12 protein-coding genes and 2 tRNA genes are annotated in these 14604 nt (G+C 62.2%); 6 read left to right on the top strand and 8 right to left on the bottom strand.

The genetic code is table 11. The annotated features are described in order from the left end of the window. Positions 1 to 32 precede the first annotated feature (32 nt). Positions 33 to 1370 (top strand): MFS transporter, encoded by a 1338-nt coding sequence (locus ACKAMS_RS12200; RefSeq protein WP_020908234.1) that lies wholly within the window; start codon positions 33 to 35, stop codon positions 1368 to 1370. Between the two features lie 86 nt (positions 1371 to 1456). Here the strand turns inward: ACKAMS_RS12200 and clpX are convergent, their stop codons facing one another. From clpX to ACKAMS_RS12225, 5 genes are all read right to left on the bottom strand, one after another. Beyond that, positions 1457 to 2737: an ATP-dependent Clp protease ATP-binding subunit ClpX gene (gene clpX / locus ACKAMS_RS12205; RefSeq protein WP_003944582.1), complete on the bottom strand. Its 1281-nt coding sequence runs from the start codon at positions 2735 to 2737 to the stop codon at positions 1457 to 1459. 369 nt (positions 2738 to 3106) lie between these two features. Beyond that, a complete protein-coding gene (locus ACKAMS_RS12210; protein WP_003944539.1) occupies positions 3107 to 3769 on the bottom strand; it encodes an ATP-dependent Clp protease proteolytic subunit in 663 nt (220 codons plus the stop codon). Between the two features lie 48 nt (positions 3770 to 3817). Beyond that, on the bottom strand, positions 3818 to 4405 hold the full coding sequence (locus ACKAMS_RS12215) for an ATP-dependent Clp protease proteolytic subunit (protein WP_007730960.1): 588 nt from the start codon (positions 4403 to 4405) through the stop codon (positions 3818 to 3820). Positions 4406 to 4621: 216 nt separating this feature from the next. Next, complete coding sequence (gene tig / locus ACKAMS_RS12220) at positions 4622 to 5995, bottom strand: trigger factor (RefSeq protein WP_019749086.1); 1374 nt, start codon at positions 5993 to 5995, stop codon at positions 4622 to 4624. Positions 5996 to 6110: 115 nt separating this feature from the next. Next, positions 6111 to 6184, bottom strand: a tRNA-Pro gene (locus ACKAMS_RS12225). A gap of 399 nt (positions 6185 to 6583) precedes the next feature. On the opposite strand from ACKAMS_RS12225, the gene ACKAMS_RS12230 reads away from it, so the two are divergent. Next, positions 6584 to 6657, top strand: a tRNA-Gly gene (locus ACKAMS_RS12230). A 193-nt stretch (positions 6658 to 6850) separates the two neighbouring features. Then, the gene (locus ACKAMS_RS12235) at positions 6851 to 7645 is read left to right on the top strand and encodes a hypothetical protein (protein ID WP_044480384.1); all 795 of its coding nucleotides are present in this window, start codon (positions 6851 to 6853) and stop codon (positions 7643 to 7645) included. Here the strand turns inward: ACKAMS_RS12235 and ACKAMS_RS12240 are convergent. Beyond that, a complete protein-coding gene (locus ACKAMS_RS12240; RefSeq protein WP_021333423.1) occupies positions 7642 to 8439 on the bottom strand; it encodes an Fpg/Nei family DNA glycosylase in 798 nt (265 codons plus the stop codon). The two genes, ACKAMS_RS12235 and ACKAMS_RS12240, sit on opposite strands and share 4 nt — an antisense overlap. Before the next feature lie 15 nt (positions 8440 to 8454). Next, positions 8455 to 8928: a ribose-5-phosphate isomerase gene (locus tag ACKAMS_RS12245; protein WP_408989082.1), complete on the bottom strand. Its 474-nt coding sequence runs from the start codon at positions 8926 to 8928 to the stop codon at positions 8455 to 8457. Positions 8929 to 9028: 100 nt separating this feature from the next. Between ACKAMS_RS12245 and ACKAMS_RS12250 the strand changes: the two genes are divergently transcribed. Then, positions 9029 to 9907, top strand: a complete 879-nt coding sequence (locus ACKAMS_RS12250; RefSeq protein WP_021333424.1) for a M48 family metallopeptidase — start codon at positions 9029 to 9031, stop codon at positions 9905 to 9907. On the opposite strand, the gene ACKAMS_RS12255 is transcribed toward ACKAMS_RS12250, so the two are convergent. Further along, entirely contained in the window at positions 9895 to 10518 is a 624-nt protein-coding gene (locus ACKAMS_RS12255) for a DsbA family protein (protein WP_003944541.1), read from the bottom strand. The two genes, ACKAMS_RS12250 and ACKAMS_RS12255, sit on opposite strands and share 13 nt — an antisense overlap. A gap of 166 nt (positions 10519 to 10684) precedes the next feature. On the opposite strand from ACKAMS_RS12255, the gene ACKAMS_RS12260 reads away from it, so the two are divergent. Together ACKAMS_RS12260 and pepN are read left to right on the top strand one after the other, a co-directional pair. Then, entirely contained in the window at positions 10685 to 11920 is a 1236-nt protein-coding gene (locus ACKAMS_RS12260) for an NAD(P)/FAD-dependent oxidoreductase (protein WP_020908238.1), read from the top strand. Positions 11921 to 11985: 65 nt separating this feature from the next. Beyond that, on the top strand, positions 11986 to 14565 hold the full coding sequence (gene pepN / locus ACKAMS_RS12265; RefSeq protein ID WP_408989083.1) for an aminopeptidase N: 2580 nt from the start codon (positions 11986 to 11988) through the stop codon (positions 14563 to 14565). Positions 14566 to 14604: the final 39 nt, after the last annotated feature.

Consider the following 14604-nt stretch of genomic DNA (forward strand, 5'->3'; position numbering starts at 1 on the left):
GCCTCCACGACGCTTCCACTCAGGAGATGAGCATGTCAGCTAGCACGGTTACACCGTCCGGCCCCGAGGCGGGATCCTTGGCCAGGCCGGACACGACCAAGGTCAAGCGCGCCGCAACGTCGTCGTTTCTCGGCAGCATGCTCGAGTACTACGACTTCTACATCTACGCATCCGCCGCTGCACTCATCTTCCCCACCGTGTTCTTCCCGGACAGCGGACATGCGGCACTGCTTTCGCTGGCCACCTTCGGTGTCGCGTACGTCGCGCGTCCCCTCGGCGCTGTAGTCCTCGGCCATTTCGGTGACCGCGTCGGCCGCAAGAAGATCATGCTGCTCACGCTCATCATGATGGGCGCAGCAACATTCCTCATCGGATGTATTCCCAGCGCGGATTCGATCGGAGTTCTTGCACCGATACTGCTGGTCCTGATGAGAATCGCTCAGGGCATCTCCGCCGCTGGCGAACAGAGTGGCGCCAGCTCACTGACTCTCGAACATGCTCCCGAAGGTCGGCGGGCATTCTTCTGCAGCTGGACCCTCAACGGCACCCAGGCCGGCTTCATCCTCGCCAGCCTCGTCTTCCTGCCCATCGCCGCACTCCCCGACGACATCCTCTACACGTGGGGCTGGCGAATCCCGTTCTGGGGCAGCCTGATCGTTCTCGTGGCTGCATACATCATGCGTCTCAAGCTCGAAGAGCCGGAAGAGTTCACCGAGCAGCAGGAGTCGAAGGCCGTCGCCAAATTGCCTGTTGCCGATCTCCTTCGCACCCACAGCGCAAATCTGATTCGCGTGATCTGCTGCGCTTTCATCGCCGTCGTCTCGACCATCTTCTCCGTCTTCGGACTCGCCTTCGCGACCACCGAGGAAGTGGGGATTCCGAAGTCGACCATGCTCTGGGTGGCCATCGCAGCCAACGCCGTGGCCTTGCTCAGCCAGCCCGCCTGGGCGATTCTCTCCGACCGGATCGGTCGCAGGCCGCTGTTCATCGGTGGCGCCCTCGGTAGCGCGGTGTTCATCTACGTGTACTTCGGCGCAATCGCCAGCGGCAACGTCCCGCTGATCTTCCTGGCCGCAATCGGATTGATGTCCGTCTTCTACGCTGCCCCGAATGCCATCTGGCCGTCGTTCTACTCCGAAATGTTCAACACCAAGGTCCGCTACTCCGGCATCGCGATCGGCACCCAGGTCGGCTTCGCCCTCGCAGGCTTTGCACCCGCCATCGGCAACGCCCTCATGGGCGGGGACAAGACACACTGGATGCCCGTTGCCATTCTGACATCGGCGGCCTGCGTCATCTGCGCGATCTCCGCGTTCACCGCCAAGGAGACGTTCCGCACTCCCCTCAAGGAACTCGGCAACCCGATCTAGCCGAACACCCCCCAGACACCCTGCACGAACGACTGTGGCCCGGTATCTCTCGCGAGAGTTACCGGGCCACAGTCGTTTTGAAGTTTCTACGCCGTCTTGTCGCGACGCTCGCCACGCTCCGGCTTACGCGGAACGATGGTCGGAAGTACGTTGTCGTTGACGGTCTCCGCGGTGACGACCACCTTTTCGACGTCGTCACGGCTGGGGATGTCGTACATCACCGGAAGAAGAACCTCTTCCATGATGGCGCGCAGGCCACGAGCGCCGGTTCCACGCAAGATCGCCTGATCGGCAATAGCGTCGAGCGCTTCTTCGGTGAACTCGAGTTCGACGCCGTCCATGTCGAAGAGACGACGGTACTGCTTGACGAGAGCGTTCTTGGGCTCCGACAAGATCTGAACGAGCGATTCCTTGTCGAGGTTGGTCACCGACGCGATCATCGGCAAACGGCCGATGAACTCGGGAATCAGACCGAACTTGATCAAATCCTCCGGCATGACCTCGGCGAAACGATCGACCGTATCCAGTTCGGCCTTCGACCGAACCTCGGCGCCGAAACCGATACCGCGCTTGCCGACACGATCGGAGACGATCCGCTCGAGACCAGCGAAAGCGCCCGCGACGATGAACAGCACGTTCGTGGTGTCGATCTGAATGAATTCCTGGTGCGGATGCTTGCGACCACCCTGCGGCGGGACGCTCGCCTGCGTACCTTCGAGGATCTTCAGCAACGCCTGCTGAACACCTTCGCCGGAGACGTCACGCGTGATCGACGGGTTCTCGCTCTTGCGAGCGATCTTGTCGACCTCGTCGATGTAGATGATTCCGGTCTCGGCGCGCTTGACGTCGTAGTCGGCAGCCTGAATCAGCTTGAGCAGAATGTTCTCGACGTCCTCACCGACGTAGCCGGCCTCGGTCAACGCCGTCGCATCGGCGATGGCGAACGGGACGTTGAGCATCTTCGCGAGAGTCTGAGCGAGGTACGTCTTGCCACAGCCAGTGGGGCCGAGCATCAAGATGTTGGATTTTGCGAGCTCAACCGTCTCACCCCGCGCATCACGGCCCTTGTCTCCGGCCTGAATGCGCTTGTAGTGGTTGTAGACGGCCACGGCCAGCGTCCGCTTGGCGGAATCCTGACCGATGACGTAGTTCTCGAGGAATTCTCGGATCTCCGCAGGCTTGGGAAGCTCGTCGAGCTTGACCTCGCTCGATTCGGCCAATTCCTCTTCGATGATCTCGTTGCAGAGGTCGATGCACTCGTCGCAGATGTACACCCCGGGTCCTGCAATGAGCTTTTTGACCTGCTTCTGACTCTTGCCGCAGAAAGAGCACTTGAGCAGATCCCCGCCGTCGCCGATGCGTGCCATCTCGTGAGGTCCCTACTTTCCATCATGTACGTGCACTCGCCGCCACTCGATCGGTCGAGACGCTCCGCAGTACTCGGTATCAGATCAGAAGTTGTCAGATCAGAAGTTGTCGGATCAGACAAACTGATCAACAAACTGATCGAACAAATCTGGTCGAACAATCGCAGAACGCCGGTCGAGAACCAGCCCGTGAAGTGACGGTACCCGCAGATCCCGAACGGGGTCGACCTGTTCTCGGCGTTTCGCCTGCGGATAAAAAAGAAAAGAGTCGAGATTTCAGCCTGGCGAGCGCTCCACCAGGCACTTCTCGACGTGTCCGCCTCGTGTCGGGAATCGGAATACAGATCCTCGACACGAGGCGGAAATCGACTACTTCTGTGCGCTGAGCTTCCGGTAAGCCAGCACGTCGTCGATGATGCCGTACTCCTTGGCCTGCTCGGCCGTGAGGATCTTGTCGCGATCGGTGTCGACGCGGATGGTCTCCGGATCCTTGCCCGTGTGCAGCGACAGCGTGCTCTCCATGAGTCGACGCATACGCTCGATTTCCGCAGCCTGGATCTCCAGATCGGAAACCTGACCCTGGATGCCGCCCGTGGCCGGCTGGTGAATCAGAATGCGCGAGTTGGGGAGCGCGAAGCGCTTGCCCGGCGTACCACCGGCGAGAAGGACAGCAGCTGCCGAAGCAGCCTGACCGAGGCAGACGGTGGAGATGTCGGCACGGACGTACTGCATCGTGTCGTAGATCGCCATCAGCGCGGTGAACGAACCACCGGGCGAGTTGATGTACATGGTGATGTCGCGGTCCGGATCCTGCGATTCGAGAACCAGCAACTGTGCCATGAGGTCGTTGGCGGAGACGTCGTCGACCTGCGAGCCGAGGAAGATGATGCGCTCCTCGAACAGCTTGTTGTACGGGTCGGACGTCTTGACGCCGTAGCTGGTCTGCTCCGTGAACTGGGGCAGGATGTAACGCGATTGGGGGCCCGACGGCGCCTGGCCGCCCAGCGAGTTAGCTCCGAAAAGATTGGTCATCAGTTCTCCAAAGTATGAATTGGGCAGCGAAAGGATGGACGAACCGGCTCAGTTGCCGGTGCCGCCGGCCTGATTCGCACGGGAGACGACGTGGTCGACGAAGCCGTACTCGAGAGCTTCCTTCGCCGTGAACCAACGGTCACGGTCGGAGTCCGCGGTGATCTGCTCGACCGTCTGGCCGGTGTGCTGAGCGATCAGCTCGGCCATTTCGCGCTTGGTGTGCTTGAACTGCTCGGCCATGATCGCGATGTCACTGGCGGAACCACCGATACCGGCGGACGGCTGGTGCATCATGATGCGGGCGTGAGGCAGTGCGTAACGCTTGCCCTTGGTGCCTGCCGAGAGCAGGAACTGACCCATCGACGCCGCAAGGCCCATACCGAAGGTGGCGATGTCGCACTCGGCGAACTGCATCGTGTCGAAGATCGCCATACCTGCGGTGACAGATCCACCGGGCGAGTTGATGTAGAGCGAGATGTCTCGCGTCGGGTCCTCGGCCGAGAGCAGCAGGATCTGCGCGCACAGCTTGTTGGCGATGTCGTCGTCGACCTGGGTACCGAGGAAAATGATGCGCTCTCGCAGCAAGCGCTCGTACACCGAGTCGCTGAGGTTCAACCCAGCGGTCGCTGAAGTCATGGCGGGACTCTGCAAAGTCTCCAGGTGATTGGAAGTCACGGTACCTGCCTTCTATGTGGATCTACTTGTGCGGTGGATCGTCTATGCGAAACACTTCTACTGACACAGACAGTAACGAAGTAGGGCGGCACCGGAGTCCCGGTGCCGCCCTACTTCGCTCAAAGCGGAAAACTCAGTGCAGTCGATCGTGGTGAAAACACCCGTCCGCCTGCGTTTTTACTTGTCTTCGCTCTCGGCGGAATCAGACGCATCCGCTTCGGTTTCGTCCTCGCTGCTGCCGAACAGTTCAGCGGTGTCGACAACGGCGCCGGAGGTGTCCTTGACACCGGCCGACTCGACGACGGACGCGAGAGCCTTGCCACGACGGACGTCTGCGAAGACGGCGCCGAGCTGGTTGGCCTGCTGGATCTGCTGGATGAACTGCTCAGGAGCCATGCCGTAACGCTGCGCCTGGAACAGGATGCGCTCGGTGAGCTCGTCCTGACCGACGGTGACGTTGCCCGCATCGGCGATCGAGTCGAGCAAGAGCTGCGTCTTGACGGAGCGCTCAGCGGCTTCCTGGGCATCCTTGTCGAATTCTTCGCGGCTGCTGCCCTGCTCTTCGAGGAGCTTGTTCAGTGCCTCTTCGTCGTGATCGAGACCGTGAACGGCGTCGTGCAGTGCAGCATCGACCTCAGCCTTGACGACGGCTTCCGGCAACGGAACCTCGACGGTCTCGAGCAGCTGCTCGAGAACCTTGTCGCGGATCTGACCGGCCTGCTCGACCTTGCGGACGCGTGCGACGCGCTCGCGGAGGTCAGCCTTCAGTTCTTCCAGGGTGTCGAACTCGCTGGCGAGCTGAGCGAACTCGTCGTCCTCAGCCGGAAGCTCGCGCTCCTTGACCGTCTGCACGGTCACGGTGACAACAGCTTCCTTGCCCGCGTACTCGCCGGCGACCAGCGTCGACGTGAAGTCCTTGGACTCCCCCGCCTTGAGGCCGATGATGGCTTCGTCGAGGCCCTCGATGAGCTGGCCCGATCCGACCTCGTGCGACAGTCCGCTAGCGGTTGCCTCGGCAACGTTCTCGCCGTCGACGGTGGCCGACAGGTCGATGGAGACGAAGTCGCCGTCCTCGACTGCGCGATCGACGCCGGTGAGGGTGCCGAAACGCTGACGCAGCGAAAGCAGCTGCTCTTCGATGGCTTCGTCGGTGATCTCGATCGGATCGACCTCGACGTTGATGGAGCTGAAGTCAGGGAGCTCGATCTCGGGGCGCACGTCGACCTCGGCGGTGAACTCGAGGAGCTCGCCGTCTTCGATCTTGGTGACCTCGATCTCGGGCTGGCCGATGGCCTTCACGCCGGCGCTGGTGACAGCCTCGGAGTAACGCGACGGCAGAGCGTCGTTGACGACCTGCTCGAGCACAGCGCCGCGACCGACACGTGCTTCGAGGAGGCGAGCCGGAGCCTTGCCGGGACGGAAGCCGGGGAGACGAATCTGCTGCGCGAGGGCCTTGTAGGCCTTGTCGAAATCAGACTTGAGTTCCGCGAAGGGCACCTCAACGTTGATACGGACTCGCGTCGGGCTGAGCTGCTCGACGGTGCTCTTCACGAAACTTCGCTCCTTCGTCTGGTCTTGCTCACAACTTGTGTTGAATCGGTACTGCTGTCTGGCGCGGCACTTCACTCCCGGACTTACTGGAGGTGAAGTGCCATGTACGTACTTGTCGGGATGACAGGATTTGAACCTGCGACCCTCCGCTCCCAAAGCGGATGCGCTACCAAGCTGCGCTACATCCCGTTTCCGATCACATGAAACACACGATACGGCCATCCGAGGCCACAAAGACAGCGGGCCACAAAGGCAGCCACCATCGGTGACCGCGCACAACCCTATCGCGCTCACTACTCTCTCACGAACCCGACCGTCGTTTGTACACGGCCCGCCTGTCCGACCCCGTCAGTATGTCATCCGACCGCCGCCACATACAGCCTTGGCTGAACGAAACGTGATGACAGCCGGAATCAGAAGCCGGGCCGCAAGGCAAGACACCCCGACTCGCCGGGCATTTCGGCAATTCCCCAGGTGAACGACGGTATCGAACTTCTCCAACCCCCCGATTATGAAATCCGGTGGGGCATTGGGTACAGTTTCGTATCGCAGACGACGAACACGGCGATCCCGAGTTGTCGTATGCACGGGGATGTAGCTCAATGGTAGAGCCTCAGTCTTCCAAACTGATCACGCGGGTTCGATTCCCGTCATCCCCTCCATGAGGAGGGAAACTCCACAAAAATCCGCATCGGCCTGGCCGGTGCGGATTTTTTGTGTTCAGACTTTGTGCACTCAGGCCACTCCCCTGTGGTCCGTATCCTGGAGTTGTCCGGATCGATTCTGCTCGGGAGGCCACTCGTGACCACGATTCTTCTCATACTCGTCGTTCTGGCCGTAGTCGTATTTCTGGTCATGAAAAGCCAGCAACGCGGTTCCGGCCACAGCGCAACACAACTCGACGACGCGAAAGCCGATGCCAGGCAGGCGATCGAACGCCTCGGCGGTCAGGTCTACAACCTGACCGGCAGTGACGACGCGTCGCGCCAAGCCCTCGCCGACGCGGCCGAACGGTACAACGCCGCAGGCTCGCAGATCGATCAGGCCGCAACGCCGGTGCAGGCACGTCTCGCGAAACAGACTGCGCTGGAAGGGCTTTACTACATCCGCGCGGCGCGGGTGGCAATGGGCATGGATCCGGGACCGGAAGTTCCTTCCATCGACGGACAGAAGGCTGCGGGTTCGGTCACCGAAGACCGTGAGGTCGAATTCGAGGGCCGCAAGGTCGCGGCATCACCCAATCCGTCGTCGCACACACCCAACTACTACCCCGGTGGCCGAGTCGCCGGACGCCCGGTCCCGGCCGGCTGGTACTCCGAGCCATGGTGGAAGCCTGCCCTCGTCGCCGGCGCCTGGGGTCTGGGTTCGATGATGCTGTTCTCGACCATGTTCTCCGGCATGGCCGGGGTTCCTTACGGCGCAGAAGCTTTCGCACAGGGTGGCGATACGGGAGCCGGCGACTCGGGAGATCAGGGTGACTCGGGAGATCAGGGCGACTCGGGAGATCAAGGTATGGACGCCGGTGACTCCGGCGCGGAACAAGGAAGTGTCGACAACACCGATTTCACCGCAGACGGTGGAGGCAGCGACTACGGGGACTTCGGAGGCGGAGACTTCGGCGGCGGAGACTTCGGCGGCTTCGACTTCTAAGCCGGCTGGCACACCGGGCACCAGAACAGGTTTCGCGCCTCCATGACGGAATGCAGGATCGGTGTGCCGCACACGCGGCACGGCGATCCTGCTCTTCGGTAAACGTAAGTCCGCGGACGATCCTTCGCGTACGCCGGATCACCGTTGTCGTGCTCGGCGCGAACGACGTGCATCTTCCCGCGCCTGACACCAACCTTCATCAATTCGACAAGATCTGCCCACATGGCAGTCCATTCGTCGTGAGAGACGAGATTCCCCGGTCGTTCAGGGCTGATTCCGTGACGAAAGAGAAGTTCGGCGCGATAGACGTTGCCGACACCCGCCAGGACCGCTTGATCCATGAGCAGCGCGCCGATCGCCTTCTTGGACTTGGAGATTCGCACCCATGCCTGGTGTGGATCCGCGCCGCGGCGCAGTGGGTCCGGCCCGAGTCTGGCCTCGATCACGGCGACCTGAGGCGGCAGTAGGACTTCGCAGGCGGTGGGACCACGAAGGTCGGTGCCGAAATCGGCACCGACCATTCGCATCCGGACCTGGCCTACCGGTTCTTCCATCGGCAGGGCGGAGTCGGTGAACTTTCCGTACAGCCCGAGGTGTACGTGAACTGTCAATCCGTTGTCATAGGTGTGCCAGAGGTGCTTCCCCCAGGCATCCGAGGACGTGAGTACATGTCCGTCCACCAGACGCGCGTCCTCGGCGAATCTGCCTTGCGGGCTGAGGACGCGGACCGGTGAACCGACGAACTTGCGGGCATGCAACCGTGCCAGTCGATGCAGGGTATGACCTTCAGGCACGGAACAACTTTCGGATCAGACTTGCGGCAGAGCCGGTGCGACGCCGGTCTTCTCGTACTCGGACAAGATGTCGATACGACGCTGATGACGCTCTTCACCCGACCATGCGGTGGCGAGGAAAGCGTCGACGATGGCGAGTGATTCCTCCAGGGAATGCACACGTCCACCGATGCCGATCAGCTGAGCGTTGTTGTGCTCGCGGGCCAGCTTCGCCGTTTCGACGCTCCAAGCGAGAGCGCACCGTGCGCCGGGAACCTTGTTCGCGGCGATCTGCTCACCGTTGCCACTGCCACCCAGGACGATTCCCAGGCTGCCCTCGTCGGCAACGACGCGCTTTGCGGCTTCGATGCAGAATGCCGGGTAGTCGTCCACGGCGTCGTACTCGTGAGCACCACAGTCGATAGCCTCGTGGCCGTTCGCTTTCAGGTGTTCGATGATCTCGTTCTTACGTTCGAATCCGGCATGGTCGGCACCCAGGTATACGCGCATGGCGACAATTCTCTCAGGCCCGACCAGCCGGGCGCACCCGGGTCGACGTCACACTTTCAGGAACACGCATCGCCGCGCGAGCGCACCTATCGTGGTGCCCATGTACCCCGTCAACGGCCAGGCCGCTGCACCCGCCGTTCGTGTGTCACCAGGCAGTGACGCGGTTCGCCACCCGTGGGAAATCCCGCTACTCGTGCTCGCCGTTCTGACGACAGTCGTCACCTATGTGGTGGCGATCGTTCTGATCGCTGCGGGTGATCTGTCGACGTGGATCCTCGTGGTGCTCGCGGCTCCGATCCTGCTGTTCCTCGCGCGAGGTCAGCTGTACGGATCGCAGCAGGTCAACGGAATCAAGATGACGCCTTCGCAATTTCCGGAGGGGTATCAGCTGGTTGCCGAGGCCGCGGCACGGTTCGGCATGAAAACTCCGCCGGATGCCTACGTCGTGCTGGGGAACGGACGGATCAACGCATTTGCGTCAGGGCACGGATTTCGGCGTTTCGTCGTCGTCTACAGCGACCTGTTCGAGGTCGGTGGGCAGGCCCGCGAGCCCGATGCGCTCGCATTCATCATCGGTCACGAGGTCGGCCACATCGCTGCTGGGCATGCGTCGTACTGGCGCCAGTGGGGACAGTTCGCGTCGAACTACATTCCGGTGATCGGGTCTTCGCTGTCGCGTTCCATGGAGTACACGGCAGACAACTTCGGTTTTCACATGCGCCCACAGGGCGCACCGGGCGCGATGGGTGTCCTCGGCGCCGGCAAGTATCTCGTGGGTCTGGTCGGGTTCGACGAACTCGCCGATCGCGCGACACTCGAATCCGGTTTCTTCCCGTGGTTCGTCAACATCTTGTCGTCGCATCCGGTGCTGACCTGGCGTGCGGCCGCGCTTCGCAACCGCACGCACTCAGGACATCTGTTCTTCCGGCCCGGTCAGCTCTACCGAAATCCGGCGCTCACTACCGCTCAGTCGAACTGAGGATCCTCGTTGCGGGTCCGCTTGAGCTCGAAGAAGTGCGGGTAGCCGGCCAGCGCGACGGCGCCGTCCCACACCTTGCCTGCATCCTCGCCGCGCGGGATACGTGACAGCACGGGACCGAAGAACGCCACGCCGTTGACATGGATCGTCGGGGTTCCGACGTCGGGTCCGACGGCGTCCATGCCCTTGTGGTGGCTCTCACGCAGTGCCTCGTCGTACTTGTCGGTGTCGGCAGCCTCGGCCAGTTCGGGCGGCAGTCCGACCTCGGCGAGCGACGACTTGATGACGTCGGCGAAGTCCTTGTTGCCCTCGTTGTGGATCTTCGTACCCATGGCCGTGTACAGCGGCAGCAGGATCTCGTCACCCTTGAGCTGCGCTGCAGCGATAGCGACGCGGACCGGGCCCCAGGCCTTGGTCATCATCTCGCGGTACTCGTCGGGGAGGTCGCGGCCCTCGTTGAGAACCGCAAGGCTCATCACGTGGAACTTGGCCTCGATGTCGCGTACCTGCTGGGCCTCGAGAATCCAGCGCGAGGTGATCCAGCACCACGGGCAGAGCGGGTCGAACCAGAAGTCAGCAGTGTCCGTGGTCTTACTCGAGGTTGCGCTCACGAAGAAACTCCCTATCAGTTCATGTCGGTCAGGTTCTGTCAGTTCGGGGACATACTCCCGTTCTGCCAACAATCATGAACCCGCAATCCTTCCCGCGCTTTCCCCCGAACCACCTTCCGATCGCAGTAGTGTCGAAAAGAAACGAGTACGAAGGAGTAGTTCAGTAATGAGCACCAACCGGAGATTCGTGATCGTCGGCGGCGGGCTCGCGGGCGCAAAGATCGCAGAAGCCCTGCGTGACAGAGATTTCGACGGTGAGATCACCGTATTGAGCGAAGAAGACCACCTTCCGTACGAGCGGCCGCCGCTGTCGAAAGAGTTCTTCGCAGGCAAGAAGACACTCCCCGAATTCACCGTCCACGACGGCGAGTGGTTCCGCGACCATCACATCGATCTTCGTCCGGGAACGACGGCAACGGCCATCGACCCCGCTGCGCACACCGTGTCACTTCCGGACGGTTCCACGATCAGCTACGACAAGCTCGCCTTGGCCACCGGCTCACGTTCGCGGCGCCTCGACATCCCGGGGTCCGACGCCGAGGGCGTTCACTACGTGCGAACAGTCGATCAAGCCGCTGCGCTACTGCGCACCCTGGCCGCCGACAAGAAGCTCGTCGTGATCGGTGCCGGCTGGATCGGTCTCGAAATTGCCGCGTCGGCTCGCGGTTTCGACGTCGACGTCACCGTGCTCGAACATGCCGGCCTTCCGCTCGAATCGACCCTGGGCCCGGAAATGGGTGAGGTCTTCGCCGCTCTGCACCGCCAGAACGGCGTCGACTTGCGCACTGGCACGGACGTCAGCGCAATCTCTGTCGACGGCGATCACGCCGCCGGCGTCACTTTGAGCGACGGCACCGTGATTCCAGCCGACGCCGTGTTGATTGCTGTCGGCGCGTTGCCGAACACCGAGTTGGCGTCGGAGGCGGGTATCGACGTCGACAACGGAGTTCTCGTCGACGCCGGTCTGCAGAGCAGCGACCCCGACGTCGTTGCAGTAGGCGACATCGCGGCCGCACAGCATCCGATTCTGAATGCACGAATTCGGGTGGAGCACTGGGCAAACGCACTCAACCAACCCGAGACCGCCGCAGACACCATGTTGGGTCGGCCCGCCGAGTACGTGCGCATGCCGTATTTCTTCACCGATCAGTACGACCTCGGGATGGAATACGTGGGTCACGCGCCGCACGGCGGCTACTCCCGTGTCGTCACTCGCGGCGATGTCGACAAGCGCGAGTTCCTGGCCTTCTGGCTCGATTCCGCGAACAAGGTGCTCGCCGGCATGAACGTGAACATCTGGGATGCCGGTGACGCCATCAAGGAATTGGTCGCCTCTTCGCGTCCTGTCGATCCGGAGCGGCTGGCCGATCCGGAGATTCCGTTGGCAGAAGTGTCCGCTTGAGTAGAGCCGTTCTCTTCGTGATGGGATGGACGTAATAGATCCGCACCATCTACGAGGAGATCTTTGTGGTCGCACCGAACCTGACACGCGAAACCGCAGCGCAACGGTCAGCAATCCTGACCGTCGAGAACTATCTGATCGAACTCGATCTCACCGACGGCAACGACGCACCCGGCGAGGAGACGTTCTCTTCGAAGACCACCGTCACGTTCACGGCTACGGCCGGAGCAAGCAGCTTCATCGACATCGTCGCGGCCCGAGTCCATTCCGCGGTCCTCAACGGCACCGCACTCGACGTCTCCGACTACGACGAGTCGACGGGCATCAGCCTTCCCGACCTCGCTGCCGACAACGAGTTGGTCATCGAGGCCGATTGCATCTACTCCCACACCGGCGAGGGGCTGCACCGATTCGTCGACCCGACCGATGACGCCGTCTACCTCTACTCACAGTTCGAGACGGCTGACGCCAAGCGCATGTTCGCGTGCTTCGATCAACCCGATCTGAAGGCGACATTCGACGTCCGCGTCACCGCTCCCACGTCGTGGAAGGTCATCTCCAACTCCGCGGTCGTCGAGACCCTCGCCGCCGATCCCGGCAAGCACGTCTTCCGGACCACCCCGAAGATGAGCACGTACCTGGTGGCGCTCATCGCCGGTCCCTACGCGCAGTGGACCGACAACTACTCCGACGAGCACGGCGACATCCCGCTCGGAATCTTCTGCCGCGCTTCGCTGGCCGAGTTCATGGACGAGGAGCGGCTTTTCACCGAGACCAAGCAGGGATTCGACTTCTACCACCGCAACTTCGGTGTTCCTTATGCCTTCGGCAAGTACGACCAGCTCTTCGTCCCCGAATTCAATGCGGGCGCGATGGAGAATGCCGGCGCCGTGACCTTCCTCGAGGACTACGTCTTCCGCTCCAAGGTGACCCGCTACTCGTACGAGCGTCGTGCCGAGACGGTGCTGCACGAAATGGCGCACATGTGGTTCGGCGACCTCGTCACGATGGCGTGGTGGGACGACCTGTGGCTCAACGAGTCGTTCGCGACCTTCGCTTCGGTCCTGTGCCAGACCGAGGCCACGGAGTACACGAACGCCTGGACGACGTTCGCCAACGTCGAGAAGTCGTGGGCATACCGCCAGGATCAGTTGCCGTCGACGCACCCGATTGCCGCGGACATTCCGGACTTGGCTGCCGTCGAGGTCAACTTCGACGGCATCACCTACGCGAAGGGCGCCAGCGTCCTCAAGCAGTTGGTCGCATACGTCGGACTCGAGCCGTTCCTCGCCGGACTGCGTGAGTACTTCCGTGAGCACGCATTCGGAAATGCAACATTCGACGATCTGCTGGGCTCACTCGAAAAGTCCTCGGGCCGTGACCTTTCCGACTGGGGTCGGCAGTGGCTCAAGACCACCGGTTTGAACATCCTGCGCCCCGACTTCGATGTCGACGCAGACGGAAAGTTCACCCGCTTCGCCGTCCTGCAGGACGGTGCGGCACCAGGCGCCGGCGAGCGGCGAATCCACCGGATCGCCATCGGCATCTACGACGACGTCGACGGCAAGTTGATACGAAGCCATCGCGTCGAACTCGACCTCGATGCTGTGGAAAGCACGGATGTCCCCGAACTTGTCGGCGTCGCCCGCGGTGCACTCGTGTTGGTCAACGACGACGATCTCACCTACGGCTCCGTGCGACTCGATCCCGAATCCTTGGCGACGGCGATCGAGCGGGTCGGCGACATCACCGACTCACTCCCCCGCACTCTAATCTGGTCGGCGGCGTGGGAAATGACCCGTCAGGCCGAACTGAAGGCACGCGACTTCGTCGCACTGGTCGAGCGCGGTATCAGTTCGGAGACCGAAGTCGGTGTGGTGCAACGTCTCTTGCTCCAAGCCCAAACCGCCATCGGCTCCTATGCAGATCCGGCCTGGGCCGAGGCCGAAGGCGCGGCGAGCTTCGCCAATCGGTTGCTCGAACTCGCACGTGAGGCAGAGGCCGGGTCCGACCACCAGCTGGCATTCGTCAACGCACTCACCGGTGCAGCACTCTCCCCGTGGCACACCGAGGTACTGCGCGAATTGCTCGACGCCGATCCCTCCACCGTTGGGCTCGACGGCCTGATCGTCGACACGGACCTGCGCTGGCGCATCGTCGGGGCACTGGCAGCTGCCGGTGAGATCGACGCTGAAGGAACCGCGACTCCGTTCATCGACGCCGAAGCCCAGCGTGACCCGACCGCTGCGGGCGCTCGTCAAGCCGCGGCGGCCGCGGCCGGACGTCCGCAGGCCGCTGTCAAGGAAGAGGTCTGGGGGAAGGTCGTCGGCGACGACTCGGTGCCCAACATCACCGCACGATCGATCATCGGCGGGTTCGCTCGCGAAGGCCAGGACGAATTGCTCGAACCCTTCGTCTCCCGCTACTTCGCCGACATCGCGGCGGTGTGGGAACGACGCTCGAGCGAAGTGGCACAGACCGTCGTCATCGGGCTCTACCCGGCGTGGTCGATCTCCGCAGAATCCGTCGCGGCGGCAGACCGATTCCTCGAAGGCGACATCCCTCCCGCGTTACGTCGTCTGGTCGTCGAAGGCCAGGCTGGTGTGGTTCGTTCACTCGCAGCACGAAAGTTCGACGCGAGCTGACATGCGAAAGGCCGGTGCCCGCGTCGATTCTCACGAATC

This window comes from Rhodococcus sp. 5A-K4 (assembly GCF_046097995.1).
Classification (GTDB): Bacteria; Actinomycetota; Actinomycetes; order Mycobacteriales; family Mycobacteriaceae; genus Rhodococcus_F; species Rhodococcus_F erythropolis.

Excerpts from the sequence above, each read along its gene's own strand:
- ACKAMS_RS12200 (WP_020908234.1), top strand. The coding sequence starts at position 33 with ATGTCAGCTAGCACGGTTACACCGTCCGGCCCCGAGGCGGGATCCTTG.
- clpX (WP_003944582.1), bottom strand. The coding sequence starts at position 2,737 with ATGGCACGCATCGGCGACGGCGGGGATCTGCTCAAGTGCTCTTTCTGC.
- ACKAMS_RS12210 (WP_003944539.1), bottom strand. The coding sequence starts at position 3,769 with ATGACCAATCTTTTCGGAGCTAACTCGCTGGGCGGCCAGGCGCCGTCG.
- ACKAMS_RS12215 (WP_007730960.1), bottom strand. The coding sequence starts at position 4,405 with ATGACTTCAGCGACCGCTGGGTTGAACCTCAGCGACTCGGTGTACGAG.
- ACKAMS_RS12235 (WP_044480384.1), top strand. The coding sequence starts at position 6,851 with ATGAAAAGCCAGCAACGCGGTTCCGGCCACAGCGCAACACAACTCGAC.
- ACKAMS_RS12245 (WP_408989082.1), bottom strand. The coding sequence starts at position 8,928 with ATGCGCGTATACCTGGGTGCCGACCATGCCGGATTCGAACGTAAGAAC.
- ACKAMS_RS12250 (WP_021333424.1), top strand. The coding sequence starts at position 9,029 with ATGTACCCCGTCAACGGCCAGGCCGCTGCACCCGCCGTTCGTGTGTCA.
- ACKAMS_RS12260 (WP_020908238.1), top strand. The coding sequence starts at position 10,685 with ATGAGCACCAACCGGAGATTCGTGATCGTCGGCGGCGGGCTCGCGGGC.